Annotated in this window: 5 protein-coding genes; 2 read left to right on the plus strand and 3 right to left on the minus strand. The window is 74.1% G+C overall.

Annotation, left to right across the window (positions count from 1 at the left end):
• Positions 1-231: 231 nt before the first annotated feature.
• From FGF04_RS32815 to FGF04_RS32825, 3 genes are all read right to left on the minus strand, one after another.
• Positions 232-906: an ANTAR domain-containing protein gene (locus FGF04_RS32815; protein WP_149515034.1), complete on the minus strand. Its 675-nt coding sequence runs from the start codon at positions 904-906 to the stop codon at positions 232-234.
• A 157-nt stretch (positions 907-1,063) separates the two neighbouring features.
• Positions 1,064-1,204 (minus strand): hypothetical protein, encoded by a 141-nt coding sequence (locus FGF04_RS40335; RefSeq protein WP_188114331.1) that lies wholly within the window; start codon positions 1,202-1,204, stop codon positions 1,064-1,066.
• Positions 1,205-1,566: 362 nt separating this feature from the next.
• Entirely contained in the window at positions 1,567-2,475 is a 909-nt protein-coding gene (locus FGF04_RS32825; RefSeq protein WP_328596426.1) for a glycosyltransferase family protein, read from the minus strand.
• Positions 2,476-3,146: 671 nt separating this feature from the next.
• Here FGF04_RS32825 and FGF04_RS32830 point away from each other — a divergent pair.
• The gene (locus FGF04_RS32830) at positions 3,147-5,711 is read left to right on the plus strand and encodes a molybdopterin oxidoreductase family protein (protein ID WP_149515035.1); all 2,565 of its coding nucleotides are present in this window, start codon (positions 3,147-3,149) and stop codon (positions 5,709-5,711) included.
• Positions 5,708-6,214 (plus strand): hypothetical protein, encoded by a 507-nt coding sequence (locus FGF04_RS32835; RefSeq protein ID WP_149515036.1) that lies wholly within the window; start codon positions 5,708-5,710, stop codon positions 6,212-6,214. The genes FGF04_RS32830 and FGF04_RS32835 overlap by 4 nt, the downstream gene beginning before the upstream one ends.
• The last annotated feature ends 105 nt before the right edge of the window (positions 6,215-6,319 follow it).

The following is a 6,319-nucleotide window of genomic DNA, read 5'->3' on the forward strand; positions in this document are numbered from 1 at the left end:
GGGCTGTACAGGTGGGGGCCGGGGTGCGACAGGAAGACCGCGGCGTCGACGACGTCGAGGAGCTCCTGGCAGCGGACCGTCATCTGCTGCAGGAAGGCGATGAGGTCGAAGTCTTCCACCAGCGTGTCGGCGAGTTCCACGAAGGTGCGGGCGATGTGCTGCTCCCTGCTCATGATGAGCTCCTCGTCCCCCGCGCCGTCTTCCCGACGTGGTCGACCGGGTGTAGTGGTGTCATCGCGGCAGTTCCCGCTCGACGATGGACCGGGCGGTCTCCGTCAGGGACCGGCCGGAGGTGTAGGCCTGGCTGCGGAGCCGGTCCAGGGCTTCGGCCAGCGGGATGCCGTGCCGTGCGCTGAGGACTCCCGTGGCCTGGTGCACTTCGGCGCGGTGCAGGTCCACCGTGCCGGAGTGGTTGGGGTCGTCGTAGTCGGCGGTGCCCGACGGCCAGCGTTGCAGGACCTGCTCGGCGAGCGCGTCGGCGACGAGCCAGCCCTCCGACGTCTGCCGCGAGGAGAGCGGGCCGGCCGTGCGCCGGTAGCCGGTCATGGTCCCCGCCCGTACGGCGCCGATGTGCACGGGCCACACGAACAGCGCGGCGACGCCGAGCTCCTCCGCCTCGGCGGCGAACTGCGGCCACCGCTCGGCCGGCAGCCGGGCGAGGTCGGGCAGTTGCAGCACCTTGTCGTCCTCGGCGAGGAACAGGCTGGGGCCCTGGCCCAGGACGAACTGCAGGTCCTCGACGCGTGCGCTGACCGGGTCGCTGTACCAGACCAGCTCCCGGCCCATGGAGACGGCGATCCCGCCGAGTCCCAGCGCGTCGGCGCAGGCAGCGGCCCACTCCCGGCGCTGTCCCTCGTCCGCCGCCGGGCGCAGGCTGTCCAGCAGCGCCCTGACAGAGGCACCCATCCCGCCGCTCACCGTCCTCCCGAGGTCGTGCGCGGCCTCAGCCGTACGATCGCAGCGTAGCGAGAAACGCACCGCGGGTGACAGCCGGACGGCCCACCCGTCCCAAGTGGCAGCGACTGCCGGGATTTTGACGCGTCCGGAGTCCACGGCGGACGTTTCAACCGTGCGGGACGTTCCAGCCGTACGGGACCGTGCTTCCGACGGCGGTCCGGGCACGGTTCAGGGGGCCGCCGCCCCGGTGGTGCACGTAGTGCACGTGGTGCACGTGGTGGCCGATCGCCTCGGGAGCGCCGGTCACGGCGACACCGCCCGGCAGAACCGCTCGTAGGCGCGGGTCATGGCCTCCACCGAGCAGAAGGACTCCGCGTGCCGCCGGGCCCCAGGCGCCGGCGCCCGGTGTCGATGCCGTTGCGTACCACGGTCGCGGCGGGCACCACGTGCCGCCAGGCCGCCGCGGTGTGGTCGCCGACCGCGCTGAACCGCATCGGGCAGTGCGGCGCCGCCTGGACCGCCGATTCGAGGCACGGGGTGGGCGGGGTGTGTTCGAGCCCGCCCGCGAAGGGGTCCCGGATCGGGTGCCGCGCGGAGGCGATCAGGGCGATCAGGGCGATCCGCAGGGGCCGCGACGGGGACCGCGGCGGGGCCGCCGGACGGCGGCTGTCACAGGAGGTCCGCGTAGAGCGCCTCGTGCTGGCGGGCGAGCATGAGGCGTTCGGCTCGGCGGTCCGCCGGGTCGGCCCGCCACAGCGGCCGCTCCTCGTACGCGGTGCGCACCGCGTCCCGCAGCGAGGCCGCGTCCAGCCCCCGCCGGTCGTGGCCGTAGCTCAGGCAGGGCCGCTGCTGCGCGTAGAACCCGCAGGTCGGGGCGAGGACGGTGGTCCCCAGGTCGTGGCAGGCCTCCAGCAGGCCGGAGTGGGTGCCGGAGCGGTGGGGCAGCACGGACACGTCGAGGCCGATCAGGTAGGAGTGGAGCGCCTCGTCGTCGAAGGGGTCGTGGACGTGCAGCTCCAGCCGCTCCTTGCGGTCCATCGCGCGCAGCTCGTCGAGCACGCCGGGTGCGTACCGGTGGCTCGCCGGGTCGTCGATCTCCGGGTGGCAGTCGACGCGCAGCACCGCGTCGGGCAGCTCGGACAGCGCGRCGGCGAGGACCCGGGCCACGGGCAGCGGGTCCGTGCCGGGGCGGACGCTCTCGGCGTGCAGGCCGACCGTGAACGTGTCCCGCCGCGGCCGGGACCGCGCCAGGCCGGTCGCCCCGACCACGTGCGGGTGCGGCAGCACCTGGGCGGTACGCCCCCAGCGCGTGGCGATCTCCGTCGCGGCGCCCGGGGTGAGGGTGACGAGCCGGTCCGCCGCGGGGATCAGCACGTCGAGCCGCGCCCGGTGCTCGCTCTCCTGCCGGTGGTGGGTGCCGGCCAGGTCGTGGACGGTGTGGACGAGTGGCTTGCCGTTGCGGCGCAGGGCGTCGACGAGTTCGCGTAGGGCCGCGGGGCTCTGCGCGTCGAACCCGAAGTGCAGGTGGAACACGTCGAAGGACCCGGCGTGCTCGTCGACCCACCCCGGGTCGAGCATGGCGGGCGGCCACCACGGCCGGGACCCGCCGGGCGCCCCGCAGGACCGGGGGTCGGCCAGCCGGATCACCCGGTCGCCCCCGGGCGGGGACAGGTGCCGGACGTAGACGTGCGCGGCGGGGACGGAGGCGACGCGGATGATCCGGGTGGCGGCGGGGGTCCGCGACGGCTGAGACGGCTGCGCCGGCTGCAATGACCGCGGTGACTGCGAGGGCTGCGATGCCCGCGCCGGCCGCGGTGACTGCGACGACTGCGGTGACTGCGGTGTCTGCGGTGGCCGCGACGGCTGCGCTGGCCGCGGTGACCGCGCCGGTTGCGGTGACCGCGCCGGTTGCACCGTTTGCGATGGCTGATGTGCGGGGCGGCGGGGGACGACCGGTTCGGACACGACTGTCTCCTCGTTCCGTCTCGCCGGGCCGCCCCGGTCGGCAGGGTGCCGGTGGAGGCCGTGTTCCCCGCGACGTCCCCGGACATCTTCCGTGCCTCACCCACGATCCTCCGGCCCCGGGCGGGCAGCCCGCCGGGCAGGACCGACCGGGTGAAGCCGTCCCTCACGGAGCGGCAGCCGGGCGCAGCCGTCGCGGTCGGGAACAATCCCGGAGAGGCTGGGACGGCCGGCATACGGACCCCGGTACCGGGTAACCGTCCGCGAATCAGCCGCAGGAGGCGACGATGGAGTCCTCGGTCGACCGGATCGGCGACCCCTGGGGCAGCCGCGTACCGCACGGACGGCACCAGCGGTGGCGCGCCCGGGTGGACACCTTCCTCACGGACGGCGTGGAGCCGGACATGGTGCAGGACTGGGTGCGGGCCGCGTCGATCCTCCACTCCGACGGCGACGCCATGGACATCGCCGTGATCGACGGCCGCATGGCCGGGGTACGGGGACGGGCGGACGACCGCGTCAACCGCGGCCGGCTCGGCCCCAAGGACCTGTACGGCTGGCAGGCCAACGCCTCCCCCGACCGCCTGACCCGGCCCCTCGTACGCGAGGGCGGCCGCCTGGTGGAGAGCGACTGGGAGACCGCGATGGGCCGCGTGACCGCCCGCTCGCGCGCACTCCTGGACGACCGCGGCCCGGGATCGATCGGCTTCTACACCTCGGGCCAGCTGTTCCTGGAGGAGTACTACACCCTCGCGGTGCTGGCCCGGGCCGGCATCGGCACCAACCACCTCGACGGCAACACCCGGCTGTGCACGGCGACCGCCGCCGAGGCGCTCAAGGAGTCCTTCGGCTGCGACGGCCAGCCCGGCAGCTACGACGACATCGACCACGCCGACGTGATCGCCCTCTTCGGGCACAACATCGCCGAGACCCAGCCCGTGCAGTGGATGCGGATCCTCGACCGCCTGGCGGGCACCGATCCCCCGCGGCTGCTCTGCGTGGACCCGCGCCCCACCCGGGTGGCCCGCGAGGCCGCCGTGCACCTCGCGCCCCGCGCCGGCACGAACGTCGCCCTGCTCAACGCGCTGCTGCACGAGATCATCCGCACCGGCCGCGTCGACCACGCGTACGTCGGGGCGCACACGGTCGGGTACGAGGAACTCGCCGCCCGGGTCCGGGACTGCACCCCCCGGTGGGCGAGCGGCATCTGCGACGTCCCGGCCGCCCGGATCGGCGAGGCGGCCGAGCTCCTCGGGACCGCCGACCGCCTGCTGTCCACGGTGCTGCAGGGCGTCTACCAGTCCCACCAGGCGACGGCCGCCGCCGTCCAGGTCAACAACCTGCACCTGGTGCTCGGCATGCTGGGCCGCCCCGGCGCGGGCGTCCTGCAGATGAACGGGCAGCCCACCGCGCAGAACACCCGCGAGTGCGGCGCCAACGGCGACCTGCCGGGCTTCCGCAACTGGCAGAACGACGCGCACGTGGCGGACCTGGCCGCGGTGTGGAACGTGGAGCCGGACGCGATCCCGCACTACGCGCCGCCCACCCACGCGATGCAGATGTTCCGGTACGCCGAGCAGGGCTCGATCCGGATGCTGTGGATCAGCGGCACCAACCCGGCCGTGTCCCTGCCGGACCTCGCCCGGATCCGCTCGATCCTCGGCCAGGAACGGCTCTTCGTGGTCGTGCAGGACCTGTTCCTGACCGAGACGGCCCGGTACGCCGACGTGGTGCTGCCCGCCGCGACCTGGGGCGAGAAGACCGGCACGTTCACCAATGCCGACCGCACCGTGCACCTGAGCGAGAAGGCCGTGGAACCGCCGGGCGAGGCCCGCCCGGACCTGCGCATCTTCCTGGACTACGCGGCGCGGATGGACTTCCGCGACAAGGACGGCGGGCCGCTGCTCCCCTGGTACGACCCGGAGTCGGCGTTCGAGGCGTGGAAGCGGTGCAGCGCCGGGCGGCCCTGCGACTACACCGGACTCACCTACGACAAGTTGCGCCGGGTCGGCGGCATCCAGTGGCCGGTGAACGAGGCGGCGCCGGACGGCACCGACCGCCTCTACACGGACGGCATCGACTGGGCCCGCCCCGACGTGTGCGAGACCTACGGCAAGGACCTGGTGACGGGCGCGTCGGACGGCGTGGTGGAGTACCGCTCGCTGAACCCGGACGGCAAGGCGATGATCAAGGCCGCCGGGTACGTGCCGGCGCACGAGGAGCCGAACAGCAAGTACCCCTTCCAGCTGACCACGGGCCGCACGCTCTACCACTTCCACACCCGGACCAAGACCGGCCGCGTACCGCAGCTGAACGAGGCGGCGCCGGACGTGTGGGTCGAGATCGGCGAGGCGGACGCGGCGGCCCGGGGCCTGGCCGAGGGCGACCTGGTCGAGGTGCGGTCGCCGCGGGGTGCGCTGCGCGGCCGACTGCGGGTCACGGGGCTGCGGCCGGGCCTGCTGTTCGTGCCGTTCCACTACGGCTACTGGGACACGCCGGGCGGCTCGGGGCCGGGCAACGGCCCGGCGTCGGGCAGGGGCTCGGAGTCGGGCAAGGGCTCGGGACCGGACGGCGGCTCGGGGCCGGACGGCGATACTCCCGGGCGGGCGGCGAACGAGACGACGATCACCGACTGGGACCCCGCCTCCAAGCAGCCCCTCTTCAAGACGGGGACCGCCGCGCTGACCCTCGTCGAGCGGGGCGACGGACGGCAGGCCCCGGCCCCCACGACGACCGCGTCCGCGCCGGCGGACGGCACGGGGACACGGGTGCGGCCGACCGCCGGAGGGCCCGCCGCACACGCGTCACAGATCCGGAGCAGTGCGTGGGACCCCTCGGGAGGCGAACGGTGAACGGCGTCCAGCTCGCCCTGCACACCCTGCACCGGGGCGAACGGCACCTGGCCACGGAGCTGGCCGCGGTGGCGGACCGGCACCGCGACGAGCACGAGGTGCACCATGTCGCCCACGACATCGCCGGGTGGTCGCGCGAGCACGTGCGGCGCCTCGCGGAGGCGGGGGCCGGTCACGGCCTGGACCTGGAGGGCCCGCCCGACGACGGCTCGTCCCACGGCGGTACGGACGGTGTGCTCGCCGCCCTCCGGCACAACGTCTCGGAGCTGATGGGCCACCGCCTCGACCCCGGTCTGCTGCTCCTGCGGGACCTGCGCGACCTGCACGTCGCCGCGGCGCACAACTCCGTGCACTGGGAGATGCTGGCCCAGGTCGCGCAGGCCACGCGGAACTCCGGGCTGGTCGACCTCACGGCCTCCTGCCATCCGCAGACGCTCCGGCAGATGCGCTGGACCAACACCATGATCAAGAACGTGTCACCGCAGGTGCTGACCAGCCTGTGACGCCCGTACGTACGATCCGGGCATCCGGGGGATCATCCGGAGGACTCGCCGTCTGCGGGACACTTCACCGGGTACACGACACCCCGTGCACACTCCCCGTACTCC

The organism is Streptomyces apricus, from assembly GCF_008369065.1.
Lineage (GTDB): Bacteria > Actinomycetota > Actinomycetes > Streptomycetales > Streptomycetaceae > Streptomyces > Streptomyces apricus.